This is a genomic window from Mesorhizobium sp. C264A (genome assembly GCF_040324515.1).
GTDB lineage: Bacteria > Pseudomonadota > Alphaproteobacteria > Rhizobiales > Rhizobiaceae > Mesorhizobium.
This window is the reverse complement of record NZ_JAMYVY010000001.1, coordinates 18,787-35,331: the sequence shown is the minus strand read 5'-3', so window position 1 is coordinate 35,331 and position 16,545 is coordinate 18,787. Positions and strand designations below refer to the sequence as shown.

15 protein-coding genes are annotated in these 16,545 nt (G+C 61.8%); 7 read left to right on the top strand and 8 right to left on the bottom strand.

All coding sequences use genetic code 11. The features are described 5' to 3' along the window. Positions 1-902 precede the first annotated feature (902 nt). Genes NKL04_RS00175 through NKL04_RS00155 form a run of 5 tightly spaced genes read right to left on the bottom strand, consistent with a single transcriptional unit; the run spans position 903 to position 5,472 of the window. Positions 903-1,286: an acyl-CoA thioesterase gene (locus tag NKL04_RS00175; protein ID WP_081731284.1), complete on the bottom strand. Its 384-nt coding sequence runs from the start codon at positions 1,284-1,286 to the stop codon at positions 903-905. Between the two features lie 41 nt (positions 1,287-1,327). Beyond that, on the bottom strand, positions 1,328-2,263 hold the full coding sequence (kce, locus tag NKL04_RS00170; RefSeq protein WP_023683354.1) for a 3,5-dioxohexanoate:acetyl-CoA acetone transferase: 936 nt from the start codon (positions 2,261-2,263) through the stop codon (positions 1,328-1,330). A gap of 31 nt (positions 2,264-2,294) precedes the next feature. Continuing rightward, positions 2,295-3,401: an ABC transporter ATP-binding protein gene (locus NKL04_RS00165; protein WP_023683355.1), complete on the bottom strand. Its 1,107-nt coding sequence runs from the start codon at positions 3,399-3,401 to the stop codon at positions 2,295-2,297. Next, positions 3,401-4,138: a GntR family transcriptional regulator gene (locus tag NKL04_RS00160; protein WP_023683356.1), complete on the bottom strand. Its 738-nt coding sequence runs from the start codon at positions 4,136-4,138 to the stop codon at positions 3,401-3,403. The genes NKL04_RS00165 and NKL04_RS00160 overlap by 1 nt, the downstream gene beginning before the upstream one ends. After that, on the bottom strand, positions 4,138-5,472 hold the full coding sequence (locus NKL04_RS00155; protein ID WP_023699722.1) for an aspartate aminotransferase family protein: 1,335 nt from the start codon (positions 5,470-5,472) through the stop codon (positions 4,138-4,140). The genes NKL04_RS00160 and NKL04_RS00155 overlap by 1 nt, the downstream gene beginning before the upstream one ends. 121 nt (positions 5,473-5,593) lie before the next feature. On the opposite strand from NKL04_RS00155, the gene NKL04_RS00150 reads away from it, so the two are divergent. The 7 genes from NKL04_RS00150 (at position 5,594) to NKL04_RS00120 (ending at position 12,973) form a co-directional block, all read left to right on the top strand. Beyond that, positions 5,594-6,649: an ABC transporter substrate-binding protein gene (locus tag NKL04_RS00150; protein ID WP_023683358.1), complete on the top strand. Its 1,056-nt coding sequence runs from the start codon at positions 5,594-5,596 to the stop codon at positions 6,647-6,649. 115 nt (positions 6,650-6,764) lie between these two features. Next, positions 6,765-7,880: an ABC transporter permease gene (locus NKL04_RS00145; protein WP_198029275.1), complete on the top strand. Its 1,116-nt coding sequence runs from the start codon at positions 6,765-6,767 to the stop codon at positions 7,878-7,880. Then, entirely contained in the window at positions 7,877-8,686 is an 810-nt protein-coding gene (locus NKL04_RS00140) for an ABC transporter permease (protein ID WP_023683360.1), read from the top strand. The genes NKL04_RS00145 and NKL04_RS00140 overlap by 4 nt, the downstream gene beginning before the upstream one ends. Continuing rightward, positions 8,683-9,861, top strand: coding sequence for a M20 aminoacylase family protein (locus NKL04_RS00135; protein ID WP_023686281.1), 1,179 nt, complete (start codon positions 8,683-8,685; stop codon positions 9,859-9,861). Before NKL04_RS00140 ends, NKL04_RS00135 begins: the two co-directional genes overlap by 4 nt. Beyond that, positions 9,861-11,294 (top strand): NAD(P)/FAD-dependent oxidoreductase, encoded by a 1,434-nt coding sequence (locus tag NKL04_RS00130; RefSeq protein WP_023683362.1) that lies wholly within the window; start codon positions 9,861-9,863, stop codon positions 11,292-11,294. Before NKL04_RS00135 ends, NKL04_RS00130 begins: the two co-directional genes overlap by 1 nt. A 3-nt stretch (positions 11,295-11,297) precedes the next feature. After that, positions 11,298-11,660, top strand: coding sequence for a EutQ-related cupin domain-containing protein (locus NKL04_RS00125; protein WP_023683363.1), 363 nt, complete (start codon positions 11,298-11,300; stop codon positions 11,658-11,660). A 413-nt stretch (positions 11,661-12,073) separates the two neighbouring features. Continuing rightward, on the top strand, positions 12,074-12,973 hold the full coding sequence (locus tag NKL04_RS00120; protein ID WP_198027037.1) for a LysR family transcriptional regulator: 900 nt from the start codon (positions 12,074-12,076) through the stop codon (positions 12,971-12,973). Here the strand turns inward: NKL04_RS00120 and NKL04_RS00115 are convergent. From NKL04_RS00115 to NKL04_RS00105, 3 genes are all read right to left on the bottom strand, one after another. Then, a complete protein-coding gene (locus NKL04_RS00115) occupies positions 12,957-13,661 on the bottom strand; it encodes a peroxiredoxin-like family protein (protein WP_023686283.1) in 705 nt (234 codons plus the stop codon). The genes NKL04_RS00120 and NKL04_RS00115 overlap by 17 nt on opposite strands. Positions 13,662-13,952: 291 nt before the next feature. Then, complete coding sequence (locus NKL04_RS00110; protein ID WP_023686284.1) at positions 13,953-15,347, bottom strand: NAD(P)/FAD-dependent oxidoreductase; 1,395 nt, start codon at positions 15,345-15,347, stop codon at positions 13,953-13,955. Positions 15,348-15,386: 39 nt separating this feature from the next. Then, positions 15,387-16,544 carry a patatin-like phospholipase family protein gene (locus tag NKL04_RS00105; protein ID WP_023683367.1) on the bottom strand — a complete coding sequence of 386 codons (1,158 nt, stop codon included), beginning with the start codon at positions 16,542-16,544 and terminating at the stop codon, positions 15,387-15,389. Position 16,545: the final 1 nt, after the last annotated feature.

Here is a 16,545-nt window from a genome sequence, read left to right as displayed (position 1 = left end):
ATGACAAAGCAATGTCCCTTCCGTTCGATAACAAGGGTGCCAAGGATCGGTTCCGTGCGCTAATGGATTCTAGCGCAAAGTGGTGGGCTTTTCGGTCGGGTTTGCCCCTGCCCCCTGGCCTCGCGATGTGCTGTTTCGGCAGGGCTTGGGGTCAGGCTTCGGAATAACCATCGGCAGCCGCTTGCGCACCGGTGCGATGCGGATAATGCTGGGTATGGCTGGGCTGGAGCGGAACTCTTTCCAGCCTGGCCCGGCTGCTTTCCCCCTCAGGCGGCAGCGTCTCTGCGGCGGGAGGGCATGCCCATTTGACCGTTTCCGCCCCCTACAGACGCACGGCGGCCTGCGGTGTTTCGGCCAGACAAGGGCTGCGTGTTGACCTGGATCGTGCCCGGCGTATCAATATTGTTTCGAGGCCGACTGCTTGGCGACGCGATATGATTGGGTTGTGGGAACCCTGCGATTTCTCGAAAGTACCGGCATAGGGTATCCTGGGGACGATAGGGAGCGGCCAAATCGTCGGCAGAAGAACGTCCGAAAGGGCTATCGGCAGCTCCGTCGTGGGAACGAAAAAAGTAGAGAAGCAGAACTTTCGTGTGCGATTTTTGCACACGCCTTCCGACAACCATCTGATAGACGTATCTGCCCCGTCCATCATTGCGACGAGTCTTGTTTTTCAACGTCGTGACACTCGATACCGAATTGCCGTCACGCTGGCTGACGATAGCAAAAGAGCGCCCTTGCGAATGTCCCGCTACCAATTCAACCCCGCTATCGTACGCAACGGCCCGATTGTGTCGGCCGCCCAATGCGGTGTCTGTGCAATTGCGGCTATATTTTGCCCTTCCTATGGCGAGTAGAAGCCTTCCGCGACCTACCGCATCTCGCTCAAGACATTCTCGCCGTCACCCATGCGCATCGGCTTCACCCCTCGGGAGATTTGCGCTCGCTTGTCGGGCCTTGCCTTCGATCTCGATCTTGCTCCGCGCTTGAAGATCGAAGCGCACCGTTACGGTGCGCATGCGTGCATGCAGCACATCGTCCAGCGTGCCGCGCATTTCATGCAGATAGGTCAGCGACGACTTCCCAAGCTTTTCTATAACGGTGCGAACGGTGACCAGAGTTCCCACCTCGGTTTCGTGCACGTAGTCGATCTCCATCCTCACATCCGCCCAGCCGAGCGTCGGCGTCAAACGGGGATCGGCGATCCTGCCGAGCAGCTGGAAACTGGCGTCGTCGAACATAGCGACGTAGTGACGGACGTTGAGATGGCCCATCGCGTCACACATCCAAGGATGGACGACGCCGACATAAGTTTCAATCGGGGGCGTCAAAACCCGACCTCGTTTCCGCCCTTGAGATCCAGCAACTGGCGGGCTTCGTCGGGGGTTGCGATTTCAAGCGACAGTTCGCCAAGGATGCGCTTGATCTTGGCGACCTGCTCGGCATTGCTCTTGGCAAGCGCGCCCTTGCCGATATAGAGACTGTCTTCCAGCCCGACACGCACATTGCCACCCATGATCGCACCCATCGTGCAGAGGTTCATCTGGTGCTTGCCGGCGGCAAGGATCGACCAGAGATAGTCGTCTCCGAACAGCCTGTCCGCCGTCCTGCGCATGTGCATCATGTCTTCGGCGTCGGCGCCGATTCCGCCCAGAAGCCCGAAGATCGTCTGGACGAAAAGCGGCGGCTTCAGCAGCTTGCGGTCGAGAAAGTGCGCCAGCGTGTAGAGGTGACTGACGTCATAGCACTCGAACTCGAACTTGGTGCCGTAGGCCTGGCCAACCTCGAGGATGATGCGCTCGATCTGCTCGAACGTGTTGGAGACGATGCCCTTCTTCGTGTCTTCCAGGTAGCCCTTCTCCCAGTCGTACTTCCAGTCGGTGTATTTCGGCGCGATGTGGTGCAGGGCGAAATTCATCGATCCCATGTTGAGCGAGCAGAGTTCGGGCTTGGCGGCATGGGCGGCTTCGAGACGTTCGTCGAGCGTCATCTTGAGGCCGCCGCCGGTGGAGATGTTCATCACTGCGTTGGTTTGCTGCTTGATGCGGGGCAGGAAGTCCATGAAAAGCCTGGGATCGGGGGTGGGTTTGCCCGTCTCGGGGTCGCGGGCATGTAGATGGATTACCGAGGCGCCAGCTTCGGCTGCGCCGACAGCGGCATCGACGATCTCGCTCGGCGTTATCGGCAAATAGGGACTCATGGTCGGCGTGTGGATCGATCCGGTGACCGCACAGGTGATGACGACTTTCGGCGATTTCTTCATAGCTGGAGCCTCCCTTGTCTGCCTTTTGTTGTTATCGATCGAGCGCGAGGCAATCCTCGCGGCCACAACCCAGCCGGATCGCCGTACCCGGATCGAGCTTCGGTTGAGACGATGAAGTGGCTAGCTTGACGATGAGTTTCTGGCCGCTCGCGGTCGCGGCGATGAGCCGGACATGATCGCCGACATAGATTGACTGAACGACCGTCGACGGGATCTCGTTGAGTGCCGTGACGCCGTCCTGCAGAACGGACAGGCGCTCGGGCCTTATCGACAGCGTTATCTTGGTGCCCGCGGCAAGCGCAGCGCCGCAGGACATGGCGTTCAACACAACGTCGCCGTCGTCGAGACGGACGGATACGCCGCCATCCTCGCTCCCGGCCAGCACGGCGCCGAACATGCGGTTGTTCTCACCGATGAAGCTTGCGACAAAGCTCGCCGCGGGACGCTCGTACAGTTCGCGCGGCGTCGACAGTTGCTCGATGCGGCCGGCGCTGAACACCGCGATCCGGTCCGACATGGTTAGCGCTTCGGTCTGGTCGTGCGTGACGTAGACGAAGGTCACGCCCAGCCGGGCGTGAATATCCTTGATCTCGAACTGCATCTGCTCGCGCAGCTGCTTGTCGAGGGCGCCAAGCGGTTCGTCCATCAAGACAAGATTTGGTTCGAAAATTAGGGCGCGGGCAACCGCCACACGTTGTTGCTGCCCGCCCGAAAGCTGCGCTGGCCGCCGATTGCCGAATTCGGGCAACTGGACCATGTCGAGAACGTTCCCGACACGTCGCCTGACCTCCTCGCGGCCAAGTTTGCGGACCTCGAGCGGGAAAGCCAGATTTTCGGCGACCGTCATGTGCGGGAAAAGCGCGTAGTTCTGGAACACCATGCCGATGCCGCGACAATTGGCGGGAACGTTGTCGATGCGCTGACCGTCAATGAGAATTTCGCCCTCGGTCGTATCTTCGAATCCTGCCAGCATCATCAACGCCGTCGTCTTGCCGGACCCGGAAGGGCCTAGCAGCGTCAGGAATTCGCCGCGCATGATTTCCAGGTCGAGCTGGCGCACCGCCTGGACCGCATGCCCGTAGCGCTTGCTGACGCCGCGAAACTCGACGTGAACCGGCCCACGCGGAGATCCGCCCATCACCGCGCCTGCGCCTTCGGATCACGGCGCACCGAAGTCGGGCGCTTTCGAGCAGGCTGCACCTCAGCCGCCGCCGCGGCGCGAAGAATGATGTCGGCGGCCTCGCGCAGATCGGCCACCAGGGCCTTGCGCGCAGCCGCGCCATCGGCGCGACGCAGCGCCGCGAGCATTTCGTCGTGATGGTCCAGGCCCAGGCCGTAGGTCACGTCCGAGCGGACGATGTTCAAGAACGGTCCTGCCTGCAGCCACAATTTCTCGATGATCTGCTGGATGAGAGGTGACCGCGCGGCATGGTACATCGTGAAATGGAACCGCCTGTTCAGGCCGAGATAGTTAGCCATGACGTTGCTCTCGACGCACTCGCGCATCAGGCTGTTCAGCTTCGCCAATTCATCGAGTTCTTCGGGCGTGATGGTCGTCGCAGCCCATTCGGCCGCCGTCCCTTCGACGCTGCAGCGCACACGCACGAGATCCGAAATACGCGCCACCGTGGCCTCGGGGACGATGACGCCCCGGTTTGGGTGGTCGAACATCGCCTCGTCGCTGACGAGTTGCCGCAAGGCCTCGCGCACCGGCATGGCGCTGGTCCGGTACTGTTCGGCAAGCTGTCGCACGACCAGTCTTTGGCCGGGCAGGAAGTCACCGTTCATCAGTGCTTCCTTCAAGCCCGTATGGACACGAACATGAGCTGTCTTTTGCGCGGCCGAGCCGGCGGTGGCATCCTTGCGATCAAGCATCAGTTTGTCCGGCGGGGCAGTATTTTGAGGTTGCTCGACAGGAAATCGTCGAATGCGGCGGCGAAGCCGTCGAGTTCGGCGTCGCCAAATGGCAGTGACAACGCCAGCATGCCGCGCGGCGTCACGTAGTACCCTCGCAACAGCATCTCGATATGCCAAAGCGCAATCACCGATGGATCGGCATCGTCGAGCCGCGCCGGCGTGTCCACCGGCCCCCTGACGAAATGCAGGTTCATCAACGACCCGCGCCCTATGACGATGCCCTCGACGGCATGTCGTTCAAGTGAGACGTTCATCGCTTCACGCAAGCGATCGCCGCGCGCATTGATGGCGCGGCTCGCCTCTCGCGTCAGCACCTGCGTCAGACCGGTGAAACCAGCAGCCATGCTGAGAATATTGTTGTTGAACGTCCCGCCATGCGAGAACGCATCAGGCAAAGCCGGATCGAAGCGGTCGACGAGGTCGGCGCGTCCACCGAATGCGCCAAAACTCGCACCGCCGCCGATGTACTTTCCGAGCGTCACGAAATCGGGAAAAATTTCATGCGCGCCATGGAGCGCTCGATAGTCGAGGCGCGAGGTCATGACCTCGTCGAAGATCAGCAGCGCGCCGGTCTCCTTCGTCGCTGTGCGCAGCGCTTGCAGGAGCTCGCAGGTCGCCGGGATGCAGCCGCCACCGCCCATCATCGGTTCGACGATGACGGCGGCAAGGTCGTCGCCCTGTTCCTTGATGAGCGCCACGGCGCCTGCACTATCGTTGTAGTCGGCGAAGACAAAGGGGAAAGGCAAATTGAGCGGTGAGCCGCCATGCGCAAAAGTCAGTACGCCGCCGTGATAGCCTTCCCGGAAGGCGAGTATCTTCGAACGCTTCGTGATGGCGCGAGCGGCGGAAATCGCCATGATGTTCGCCTCGGTGCCCGAGTTGCAGAAGCGCACGCGCTCGATGGCTGGAAAACGCTCGACCACCGCCGCTGCCAGGCGCGCCTCGTAGCGGTTGGGTGCACCCAGCATGATGCCGCCCTGTATGACGTCCACAAGGGCCGCCGAAATCGCCTTGTCGGAGTGGCCGTAGAAGCCGGCGCTGTATTCCGAGACCAAGTCGACATAGGTATGGCCGTCGAGATCGGTGACCCTGCAGCCCTCGCCGGAGACGAACGAAACAGGGAATGGCGGGTACCAAAGTACAGCCCTCGTATTGCCGCCCGGCAAGGATGCCGCGGCCTCGTTCTGACGCGCCAGGCTGTTCGGGTTGGCGTCAGCGAAACACTGTCGCGCCTCGTCCAGAACAGCAGCGAGACTGACATTGGCGCGCACGTCTCTAGTGCCTTGCAGCATTCGATCAAATCCCCTTATCTTTTTAACTTTTTTGCACCCTATCGCAAATTCCTGTTGCTAATCAATCCATTTTGCGTTTGAAATTTGATCAAATCTACAACGATAAGAAAGGGGAACTGCAATGAGGACTTATCTGCAAGCCGTATCTGCCGCCGCGATCTGCCTCGCGACCTCGACTTTTGCCGCGTCCGCGGCCGATCCCGTCACGGTGGTCGGCTGGGGTGGTACATGGGACAAGGCCTACAAGGATGGAGTCTGGGACAAGTACACCGAAAAGACGGGCGTCCCGATCGTCATGGAAGAGTGGGGCGGCGAGGTCGCCAAGGTGCGTGCCCAGGTGCAAGCGGGCAACATTACTTACGACGTCGTCTCGGTGGAAGCGCCCGCCATGGAAGTCGGCTGCGCCGAAGGCCTGTTCGTCCCGCTGACACCCGAGATCACAGGCGACGCAGCGAACTATCTCCCAGGAACCCTGCACGAATGCGGTGTCGCGTCCGACACATGGGCAACGGTTCTTGCCTACAACACGGATGTCTATAAGGGCGACGCCGCGCCAAAGAGCTGGGCGGACTTCTGGAACGTCGAGAAATTTCCAGGAAAGCGCGGCCTCTACCAGCAAGCGCAGTTCACGCTGGAAAATGCGCTCATGGCCGACGGCGTGAAACGCGAGGACATGTACAAGGTGCTGGCCACGCCGGAAGGTGTCGACCGGGCTTTCGCCATGCTCGACAAGATCAAGCCGAACGTCGTCTGGTGGTCCACCACGACGCAGGGCATCCAGAACCTCGACAGCGGCGAAGTGACGCTCAGCGACGCGTTCAATGCACGCATCACCAACGAAGCCATCAACGAGAAGAAGCCCTACGCCATCGCGTGGGACGCCGGCTTCTTCTACGGCACCGACTACTGGGCCGTGGTGAAGGGCGCACCACACCAGCAGGGCGGGCTGGATCTCCTCAAGTGGTTTTCCATCCCTGAAAACCAGGCCGGCTTCTCCAAGCTCTATGCCTATGGCACCGGCCGCAAGGAAGCCGCCGACCTCATTCCCGCGGACTGGAAGGCCAACCTGCCGACGTCGCCGGAGCACCTCCAGTACGGCGCCGCCTATGACAACGACTTCTGGACCGAGCACAAGGAAGCGTTGGAAGAACGCTTCAAGGCCTGGCTCGCGAAGTAACTTGGGCATGTTGGTCGGGACAAAACCGGCTATGAAGCGACGCCAACGGGGCGGCATGCTCGCCCTGTTGACGGCTCCGCTTATATTATTCGTCGTCATTCTGTTTCTGTGGCCGGTGGCGCGCTTCCTCGCTCTGGCCGTCGACAACTCGGATTTCTCGAACAACCTGCCGCGCACCATTGCCGCTCTGGCCGGCTGGAAAGCAGAGAGCGGCCTGCCTGGCGAACCCGTCTTTGCAGCACTCGTCGAGGACCTGGCCGACGCGCGGCGCGCCGGGAAGGAAGGCGTCCTGGCGCAACTCGTGAACCAGCGCGTTGTCGGTAGCCGTTTCCTCGTCATCAAGACGGCAAAGGATGCGGCCGACGGCAAGCTCGGCATGCGCCCCGTGCGCGACGAGGTGCTCGCCAAACAGGCCGGCTGGAAAAACATCGATCTCTGGCAGGTCATAGCGCGTCAGCAAAGCGCGCGAACGGACTATTATCTGCTTGCGAGCCTCGACCTGAAGCGCGGCGCGGACAATTCGATCGAAGCCGTTTCGGCCGACCGCGCCATCTTCGTCGACGCGCTGCTGCGTACGATCTGGATCAGCATCGTGGTGACGGTCATCTGCGCGGTGCTCGCCGTGCCGCTGGCGCAGGCGATCGTCAGCGCGCCGCCTGCCTGGTCGAAGCTGATGTTCGCGCTGATCCTGTTTCCGCTCTGGACATCGCTGCTGGTGCGCACCGTCATCTGGATCATCGTGCTGCAGAAGAACGGTCCCGTGAATTCCACACTGCTCGGATTGGGTATCGTCAGCGAACCCCTCGACCTCATCTACACCCGCTTTTCGCTGTACCTGGCGATGGTTCAGGTTCTGCTGCCCATGATGGTCCTCTCCGTCGTCGCCGTCATGCGGCGGGTTCCGACCACCTACATGCGCGCGGCGCTGTCGTTGGGTGCCCCGTGGCTCACGGCGTGGCGCCGCGTGCAGTTGCCGTTGATCCTGCCCGGGATCCTGTCCGGCGGGGCGATCGTTTTTGTCTTCGCGCTCGGCTATTACATCACCCCGACGCTTGTCGGCGGGCCGACGGACCAGATGATCTCCAGCTACATAGCCTTCTACACCAACAGCACGCTGAACTGGGGCATGGGCGCAGCGCTTTCCCTGCAACTGCTCATGATCCTCGTGTTGTTTGCGTTCCTGTTCTGGACGGCATCCGTCCTCTTCCGCAGCAAGGCGCATGTCGCATGAGCGCCGACCGCTTCCGGAAATGGCTGATGTATGCCTATGCGGCGACGTTGCTGGCTTTCATCATCCTGCCCCTGCTGATCGTGGTCCCCATGTCACTGACCTCGAGCAATTCGCTGGCATTTCCAACGCCGGGCTGGTCGTTGCGCTGGTATGCCGAGCTGTGGGTCGACGAGCGCTGGCCGAACGCGCTGTGGAACTCGGTCGTCATCGGGCTATCCACCACGGTTCTGGCTTTGCTGCTCGGCATACCTGCGGCGATCGGGCTCGCCTGGGGTGATTTTGCCGGGAAACGTATCCTCTACGCGATCATCGCCGCGCCTTTGGTGACGCCGGTCGTCATCGTCGGCGTCGCGGCCTTTTCATTCTTCGCCACGCTGGGACTCGTTGGCAGCAAGCTATCGATCATTCTGGTGCACACGGCGATGGCCGTGCCTGTGATGCTGACCACCGTCGTCGCCAGCCTTTCGACCTTCGACCGGACGCTGGTTCGTGCGGCGGCATCGCTGGGCGCCGGCGCCATGCGCACCTTCTTCAAGGTGGTGCTGCCGCTGATAGCGCCGGGCGTCGTTACAGGGGCCATCATCGCCTTCATCATTTCTTTCGACGAAGTCGTCGTCGCAAGCTTCCTCTCGACGGGCGCGGAGCGAACCTTGCCCCGCATGATATTCTCCGGGTTGCGCGAGTCCATCAGCCCTGCCATCGCGGCCGTCGCCGTGCTGCTGATCGCTTTCTCGGCGATCCTGCTTGGGGTCATCGCCATCCTGCAGAGCCGCTCGCAAGCTCTCCGCGCAAAGGCATCGGCATGAAACTGGTTCCGTCGGTGCAGCAACTCGAGACCGAGATGACGGCATGGCGGCGGCATCTCCATGCCAATCCCGAACTCGGTTTCGAAGAGTTCGAGACGGCCCATTTCGTGGCGGACAAACTGCGCGCGTGGGGCATCGAGACGACCGAAGGCGTCGGACGCACAGGTGTAGTCGGGACGCTCAGGGGCAGGCTCGGCGCTGGTCGGAGCCTTGGCATCCGCGCCGACATGGATGCCCTGCCGATGACAGAGGCACGGCCGCTGGCGCATGCGTCCCGCACCCCCGGGCGGATGCATGGCTGCGGCCATGACGGCCATACCACTATGCTGCTCGGCGCAGCCTCGGCGCTTGTTCGCTCGCCCGACTTCGCCGGCACGGTGCATTTCATCTTCCAGCCGGCCGAGGAGGGTCGAGGTGGGGCGCTTGCCATGCTGAACGAGGGCCTTTTCGAGCGTTTCCCCTGCGATGAAGTCTACGCGCTGCACAATTGCGAACGGCCGCTCGGCGAGATCGCCGTCCACCGCGGAACGGTGGCCGCGGCGGCCGATCGCTTCGAGATCGTCGTCCACGGAAGGGGCGGCCATGCGGCGATGCCGCATCTGGCGATCAATCCACTCCCCATCGCCGCGCGCATCCTGCTGGCAATCGAAGCCCTGCCCGGCCGCGTCACCGATGTGCATTCTTCCGCAATCGTCACCGTTGGCAGCCTGCGCGCCGGCGAAGCCTTCAACACCATCCCCGATACGGCGTTTCTGACCGGCACCGTGCGCACCTTTGACCATCAGGTTCAAAAGACGCTGGAGACGGCAATCCGCCGCATCGCGAAAAACGAAGCTGAAGCTTTTGGCGCCGACGTCGACATCCGCTACGAAACGCCCTTCGCACCGACGATAAACACTGCGGCGCAAGCCGACGCGATGATCGCAATTGTGAACGAGGTGATGGGACCGGCAAGTCTCGTCATCGATCCGCCTCCCGAGATGGGTTCTGAAGATTTCTGCTACATGCTGGAACAGCGGCCCGGCTGCTATTTCCTGCTCGGCCAGGCCGACGATGCGCACCAGGCTGCGGCTCACGACACCAACTACGATTTCAACGACGCAATCCTGCCGATTGGCGCGAGCCTTTGGGTCAGGCTCGTGGAGCGCCGCCTATCAGCCAGAGGCGCATCGTGATGCAACTGACGGAAAAGGACATCGTCTGGCGAAGCCATTGGCTGCGGCAGGCCCTGCCCGAGGACCCAGACCTTGCGCCTCCGCTCGAAGAGGCGACCCAGGCTGACATCTGCATCGTCGGCGGCGGCTATCTGGGCCTGTGGACCGCCATACGCCTCAAGGAGCACAATCCCGCCTTCGATGTTGTCATCGTCGAGCGCGACATTTGCGGCGGTGGCCCGAGCGGCCGCAACTCCGGCATGGTGCTCTCGGCATGGACGAAATACAGCGCGCTCGCCGCGCTGCGCGACGGAAACGATGCACTTTCGATCATCAAGGCATCCGAAGCCGCAATCGGCGGCATCGAGGCTTTCTGCAAGGCCGAGGGAATAGACAGCTGGTTTGATCGCATCGGCTGGATCTGGGGTGCGACGTGCGAAGCCCAGCTTGGCGCCTGGGACGACGCGTTGAACAAGCTGGCGGCGCATGGCTACGTGCCGGCGCGACGAGTTTCGCGCGAGGAGATCGCAGCGATGGCCGGCACGACGAGCCACTTCGGCGGCGCGTTCGATGCGTCGTCGGCAACCGTGCACCCCGGCTACCTGGTGCGCGGCCTGCGCCGGGCAGCACTGAAGCGCGGCGTGCGCATCTACGAGAAATCGCCGATGACGCGTTTTTCACGCGGCGGCAAGCTCAAGGTGGAAACGGCGAGAGGAACTGTGTCCTGTGGCAAGATCGTGCTTGCCATGAATGCATGGTCCGGCGCCATTCCCGAACTTGCGCCGGCAATCTTCAACATCTCCAGCGACGACGCCATGTCGAAGCGCATTCCAGACCTTCTCGACAAGGTCGGCTACCGCCGCGCGCCGCTGATGATCGATTCCCGCGTCTTCGTTGGCGGTTGGTCGCCGACCCGCGATGGCCGGCTGTCTGTTGGCGTCAGTGGCGGCGTCATCGGCCTCGGCGGCATCGTCGACCAGCGATTTCATGGCCAATCGCCACGGGTTGCCGACATGCGCCGCGTGTTGCGGGACGGTCACCCGGCGCTCGCCGGCTTTCCGCTCGATACATCGTGGAACGGACCCATCGACCGGACCGTCAGCGGCGTGCCGCTGTTCGGCGCCCTGCCCTCTAACCGCGACATCATTTACGGCTACGGCTTTTCAGGCAACGGTACGACGATGGCCTATCTCGGCGGCAAGATCCTGACCACCCTGTTGACCGCAGGCGAATCCGAACTAACCCATTCGGCGCTCGTGCGTCCGGTGACGCGAGGCTTCCCACCCGAACCATTCCGTTTCGTCGGCGCGCATTTCGTTCGTGGCGCGGTGCGGCGGCGCGACGATCTCGAACATGCCGGCCGAAAACCCGACCTCTTGACCAGATGGCTCGCGGGACTGGCCCCGTCCGGCGTCACCCCTTCGAAAGCCAACCTCCGCGCAAGGAAAGGATAAACGGTGTCCAAGGCCAAGATCTTCAAGCACAGCGAATTGACCCTGAAGCCGTCCATCACACCGACCGGCACATCCTCGATTGCCCGCGTCATCAATGCCGATATCAGTCGGACCATGGGCGGCGGCATCGAGTATCTCGAGAACGCCTCGATCGACTGGACCGTGACCTACGACGAGGTGCTGTTCATCCACGAGGGCACCTTGACGATCGAACTGGACGACGGTCGCCATGAGTGCAATCCCGGCGATATCGTCTGGCTGCCAAACGGCACCCACCTGAAATACATCGCCACCGAGCGTACCGGCTATTTCTATTGCCTTTACCCGTTCGACTGGGCAGCGCGGCAGGGAACGGTAGAACCCTGAACTGACAGGCACTCCTTTTCCATGCGTTGGCCATCCGCAGCGCAGTTCCGAACCCGGGGCGTCCAGAAATCGACTCCGGCTCCCACTCCTTGGGTTGTCACCACACGGCTTAGACGTGCAATCTCAAGTGACTCTTTGCGACCTCAGCTTGCCTGGAAGGGAGGTCTCGTTGTTACGAGACCTCTGCACAGCTGAGCACGACCTTCGGAACTTCAAAGCTGGAATCCAGGCGAGGATGTGCCAAGTGCCCGACAACCCGCCGGCCAAAGCCGGCGGCACTTCAGAGCCCGATTGCACCGTTTCGCCTCCGCAAGCCCTCCGCCTTTGCCTTAGCGTCCTGTTGCGCTAGCATAGATAGAAGCTAGCTACGCCTGACGAATCGGATTTCGCTGAGGGGGCGGAAATTCATGGAGATGCAGCAGGTTCGCTATTTTCTGGCCCTGTCCAACACGCTTAATTTCACCAGAGCAGCGGAAGAGTGCAATGTCACGCAGCCGGCTCTGACGCGCGCAATCAAGACCCTCGAAGACGAATTGGGCGGTGAGCTGCTTCGGCGCGAGCGCCAACATTCCCATCTGACCGAGCTTGGCCGACGCATGCTGCCCTTGCTGCAGCAGTGTTACGATGCTGCCACTTCCGCTAAATCGCTCGCCAAGGCGGTGCAAAGCAGCGACGTGGCCCCGCTTAATGTCACCATTTCCAACAGCGTCAACATCGCACTTCTGGTCTCGCCGTTTACGGAGCTTTTCCGGGCCTATCCCGGCGTGCATCTCAAGATCAACCGCGGCTCGCCGAACGCTGTGATTGATGCGCTGAAGAACGGCGATGTCGAACTCGCCGTTGCCGGTCCGCTGGGGGCGGCATGGGACCGGCTCGACACCTGGCCGCTGTTCCAAGAAGGCATAGAGCTCGTGGTGAATTCCGATCATCCGCTTGCACGCCGCAACGAGGCCGATGTCGCGCTGATCCAGCTTGTCGCGGAGCCAGTGTTGAGCAGGATCGACTGGGAAACGAGCGAGGAGCTGTCACGCTGCCTGTCGGCAAATGGACTGACGCCACGGTCCGCGCATGAGGTCGAGACCGATCATGATCTCTTGGCGCTACTGGAAGCAAACGCCGGCGTTGGTTTTGTCTCGGTGACTGCGCCACGCTCGCCAAACGTCCGTAGGCTAAAGCTCCGCGACTTGGACATCTCGCGGGTCGTTGCCGTCTATGCAGTCGCCGGCCGCCACCGTTCCCCAGTGGCAACGACGCTGCTAAACCTGTTGCGATCGACCGACTGGTCGACCTTTGGCGTCAGTGAGCCCGCCTAAGCGCCCCGATCAAGTCTTCAATGTCCATCCGCCGGCGGTAGTCCGGATCAACGAAGCGGTCGGTGATGATGCCGTCCGTGCCGACGACGAAGGTCGCGGGGATCGGCAGGAACCAGCTGGAGTTGCCTTGAAAGTTTGGGATGTCATAGGCAACGCCCATCAACCGCTCCATCTCGGCCCCGATCCAAATCGCAAGGTTGAGCGAGAGGGCATAGCCATTATCCATGTCGGTGAGGAATGGAAACTTGGCGCCCACAGCTGCCTTCATCGCCTTCGCGAACCTGCGCCGCTCCGGCATAATCGCCACAATCTGGCCGCCCAAAGTGGTAATCTCCTCCTGAGCTTCAACGATGCCAATCGCATTCAACCGGCAATATGGACACCAGTGCCCGCGCTGAAAGGTGATCACGGCCGGACCTTGGGAGAGGATGTCGCCCAGGCCAATCAGTCTCCCCTCGTCATCGGGCAGCAGGAATCCCGGCATGATATCGCCGGGAGTCGGCGCCATGGATCCAGCCCCTTGCTGCCCTAGGCGCGTCACCAGGCGGTCCACCGCATCCGCAAAATCCGAGTTTAGTCGGCGCACGGCACCGGCAATCACCGCCAGCCGGTCGTTGAGAGGTGCGTCGAGTTCGATGGCAGCCTGCACGGACTGTTCAAACGTCATTGCCTGGTCGTCGGCGTCCATTTCTGCACTTTCGCAATTGCATACAGCCTATCATTGAAGCCCCACGGGCACGGCCATGCTTTTCTTGCATGGAGTCGATGCCTTGCGTGCATCGAAACTGCACGGATTCACCTTCTGTTCGTTATTTCCGCTCGAGTTGTTACGTCCGGTCTGGTTGGGACAGCTGCTGCCGAGATCGCGCGCCTCGACTTTTGCCTCCGACAGGCCGGCAGCAGGTCTAGCGACCTTCACAGCCATACCGCCACCAAGGATCGCGACATCAAATTCTCCACCGTCCCGGCCTATCGAGATTCAATGCAATTTGACCCGCGGTTTGGTGCGGTGCGACAGGATTCCGGTGACCGTGTCCAGCACGGTCTTGAAGGTCCCGTGCACTGCCTTGAGATGCATCTTGTAGAGCGAGCGATACATCAACCGGGCAAGCAGACCCTCAACCTTCAATCCGCCGATCAGGTTGCCGAAGGTGCCGTAATCGGCCAGTGAAACCAGGGAACCGTAGTCGCGGTAACGGAACGCCGGCGCCACCTGCCCTTCGAGGCGCGCCGCGATCACCTTGACCATATGATCGGCCTGCTGATGGGCCGTCTGGGCGCGCGGCGGCAAGGGAGCTTCGCTGCCGGGGAGGACACAACTCGCGCAGTCGCCGATCGCAAACACGTTTTCATCCCCTAGCGCTTGCAGGGTCTCATCCACGACCAGGCGGTTGATGCGGTCTGTCTCGAGGCCATCGAGTTTCTTAAGGAAATCCGGCGCCTTGATCCCCGCAGACCAGACGACGAGTTCGGCCGGCACGAATAGCTTCTCGCCGAGACTGACACCGCCCTCCGTCACTTCGGTGACCTTGATCCCGCACCGTATCTGAACGCCGAGATCACGAAGCAGATGCGCCGAGGCGCGCGCCAGGTGCTCGGGCAAGGCCGGAAGGATTCGTGGCCCGGCCTCGACGAGGGTGATGCGGATAAGTCTTTTGAAATCAATGTTGTCGAGGTTGTGCGACGCTATCTCCCGCATCGACCTGTGCAACTCGGCCGCCAGTTCGACGCCGGTGGCTCCAGCGCCAACGATGACGCAATGGAGTTGGCTCGGCGACAGCTGCTCGTATTGAGCGTTGGCCCTCAGGCAGGCGTCTATCATGCGCTTGTTGAATCGAACGGCCTGGGTAGCCGTATCGAGTGCGATTGCGTGGCGGGCCGCCCCTGGCGTGTCGAAATCGTTGCTGACGCTGCCGACGGCCAGCACCAGCGTGTCGTAGCCCAGCACGCGCGGCGGTATGATCTGCCTGCCTTCGTCGTCGAAGCTTGGCGCAACAAAGATCTGCCGCTTGGCGCGGTCGATGCCGACGACGTCGCCAATCCGGTATCGATAGTGATGGCGACTGGCATGGCCAATGTATTCCACCGCATCATTCGACGCGCTCAGTGCGCCCGAGGCGACCTCGTGCAGAAGCGGCTTCCAGATGTGCGTGCGATTGCGGTCGACAAGCGTAACGGAAAGACGCCGCTTGCCGAATTTACGGCCGAGGCGCGTTGCCAGTTCCAACCCGCCGGCACCGCCGCCGACGATGACCACGCGATGCCGAGACCTGTCCGCATGAGATGGTGTCTCCGGTATCGCGCGAAAAAGCGCGGCGTTGTTGGCGAGCACGGCTTCTGGAACCAGCCGCATCCCGGGAGTGATGATCTGCATCGGTATTCTCCGTCTTTCTTCCCGCCGCGCTCGAAGATGTCACTCTTGCGATTCGTGGATGACGATGCCCTGCAGCATGTCGACTTCGCACTCCCATGGCTTCTCCGCGAGAACGCGCTGGCCATGCTCGTAGCCGGCCTGCCAGCGGGTACGGATGCCGGCGCGGGTGAAGTCGATATCCTTGGTGTGGTCCTCGCCGTCGAGGCGCGGTGAAAGCAACCGCACAAGGTGCATGACCGACGGGCAGCCATAGGAGGCCAATTCCTTGAACATCGGATCCTCGCGCCGCTCGTCCGGGACGAGCTTTCCCATTTCACGCACGACGTGGCGCAGACGATGCAATTGCTCCTGCCGGGCCACGTGGCTCTTGCCGCGACTTGCGAATTGAAGGTCCTTTTGCCGGCCCATGACTTGCCAGATCGATTTCGGCTCGGTGGCGCGGGGCTGCCACATGTTGACGGCAAAGATCAGCGCGTCGCGGCGCGGACGCGCGTCGAGCACGACCTCGATCGGCGTGTTCGAATAGATGCCGCCATCCCAGTAAGGCTCGCCGTCGATACAGACCGCCGGAAACGCCGGCGGCAAGGCACCCGACGCCATGATGTGCGCCGCCGACAGGGTCATCTCGCGGGTGTCGAAGTATTTGAGTTCACTGGTGTTGACGTTGACCGCCCCGACCGTCAGCCGGGTATGGCGCCGGTTGAGATAGTCGAAGTCGATCAGGTCATTCAGCGTCCGCTTGAGTGGATCGGTCGTGTAGTAGGAGGCGTTCTCGACACCCACTTCGCGGTTCACTCCGAACATGGCACTTGGATTCGGTTCGAAGAACCCCGGTATGCCGCGCATCACGGTGCCCATATTGGCAAAGACGTTGCTCGGAACCATCATTGCGAAAAACTCATCGAGCGGGCTGATCCGGCTGACGCCTTCCCAGAACTCTTGAAGCCTCGCGAGCCGAACCGTTGGTTCGTTTCCGGCGATCAACGCGGCGTTGATAGCCCCGATCGACGTGCCGATAACCCAATCCGGTTCGATGCCACCCTCGACCAGCGCCTGGTAGACGCCGGCCTGATAGGCGCCGAGCGCGCCGCCGCCCTGAAGAACCAACACCGTCTGCCGCTTGGCGGCGCTGTCTGCCAGACGGTCGATCTTTGGCTCGGCCTCGGACACGGGCGGATTGCGGGTGATCTTGTTCATG

Bases quoted from the DNA above. Each gene is read 5' to 3' on its own strand.
- NKL04_RS00175 (WP_081731284.1), bottom strand. From the start codon at position 1,286: ATGTGTGACGCGATGGGCCATCTCAACGTCCGTCACTACGTCGCTATG.
- kce (WP_023683354.1), bottom strand. From the start codon at position 2,263: ATGAAGAAATCGCCGAAAGTCGTCATCACCTGTGCGGTCACCGGATCG.
- NKL04_RS00165 (WP_023683355.1), bottom strand. From the start codon at position 3,401: ATGGGCGGATCTCCGCGTGGGCCGGTTCACGTCGAGTTTCGCGGCGTC.
- NKL04_RS00160 (WP_023683356.1), bottom strand. From the start codon at position 4,138: ATGCTTGATCGCAAGGATGCCACCGCCGGCTCGGCCGCGCAAAAGACA.
- NKL04_RS00155 (WP_023699722.1), bottom strand. From the start codon at position 5,472: ATGCTGCAAGGCACTAGAGACGTGCGCGCCAATGTCAGTCTCGCTGCT.
- NKL04_RS00150 (WP_023683358.1), top strand. From the start codon at position 5,594: ATGAGGACTTATCTGCAAGCCGTATCTGCCGCCGCGATCTGCCTCGCG.
- NKL04_RS00140 (WP_023683360.1), top strand. From the start codon at position 7,877: ATGAGCGCCGACCGCTTCCGGAAATGGCTGATGTATGCCTATGCGGCG.
- NKL04_RS00135 (WP_023686281.1), top strand. From the start codon at position 8,683: ATGAAACTGGTTCCGTCGGTGCAGCAACTCGAGACCGAGATGACGGCA.
- NKL04_RS00130 (WP_023683362.1), top strand. From the start codon at position 9,861: ATGCAACTGACGGAAAAGGACATCGTCTGGCGAAGCCATTGGCTGCGG.
- NKL04_RS00120 (WP_198027037.1), top strand. From the start codon at position 12,074: ATGCAGCAGGTTCGCTATTTTCTGGCCCTGTCCAACACGCTTAATTTC.
- NKL04_RS00115 (WP_023686283.1), bottom strand. From the start codon at position 13,661: ATGGACGCCGACGACCAGGCAATGACGTTTGAACAGTCCGTGCAGGCT.
- NKL04_RS00110 (WP_023686284.1), bottom strand. From the start codon at position 15,347: ATGCAGATCATCACTCCCGGGATGCGGCTGGTTCCAGAAGCCGTGCTC.
- NKL04_RS00105 (WP_023683367.1), bottom strand. From the start codon at position 16,544: ATGAACAAGATCACCCGCAATCCGCCCGTGTCCGAGGCCGAGCCAAAG.